The sequence below is a fragment of the Noviherbaspirillum sp. ST9 genome, from assembly GCF_048799745.1.
GTDB lineage: Bacteria > Pseudomonadota > Gammaproteobacteria > Burkholderiales > Burkholderiaceae_D > Noviherbaspirillum.
This window is the reverse complement of the sequence record NZ_JBLWFR010000158.1, coordinates 1-575: the sequence shown is the minus strand read 5'-3', so window position 1 is coordinate 575 and position 575 is coordinate 1. Positions and strand designations below refer to the sequence as shown.

At 50.8% G+C, this 575-nt stretch carries 1 protein-coding gene; it reads left to right on the top strand.

Translation table 11 applies throughout. The annotated features are described in order from the left end of the window. On the top strand, window positions 1-352 hold a 352-nt coding region (locus ACNOHI_RS25290; RefSeq protein WP_420477483.1), incomplete at its 5' end, for a hypothetical protein. Window positions 353-575 lie beyond the last annotated feature (223 nt).

The window sequence follows — 575 nt, the reverse complement described above, 5'->3', positions numbered from 1 at the left end:
GGTAGATGACATGCAGGAAACAGCCGATGGCGATATGGTGTGTGATGGCTGTGTAGAAAATGGGGAGTTTGTGTATGTCGTTGGCCGCGAGGGCCTGCATAACAGCTACGACTGTACTTGGTCCGATTACCACGACGCCTATGTATATGACGCGGACATTGAGCACTGTTCGGTAGAAGGGGTAGTGCATGACCAAGAAGAGCTAGTGTATGCACAAGGCTGGCAAGTGCTTATTGAGCACGCAGAAGAACACCCAGTGCACGGGTTAATTCTCACTGAGTATGCCGCTGATTGCCTTGGAGAGAAGTACTTAGGCAACGATGATGAAGAAGAAGTAGGGGAGGCAGCTTAATGTTCTTGAGTATATGCGGGATTGATATGCAGTTGCTCTTGCAGATACTGCAAACGCACCGACCTAGCTGGGGTAGCACTAAGTGGTTTGAGCCTCTGCTTATGCAAGCGCTGGGTAGTGGTATGCACTACGTAAAGGACAAGCACGGAAACTACTTCGTGCTAGTGGGGGACTCCGAACAAAGCGACATAGCGTTTACCTCTCATCTCGACACGGTGGCCCG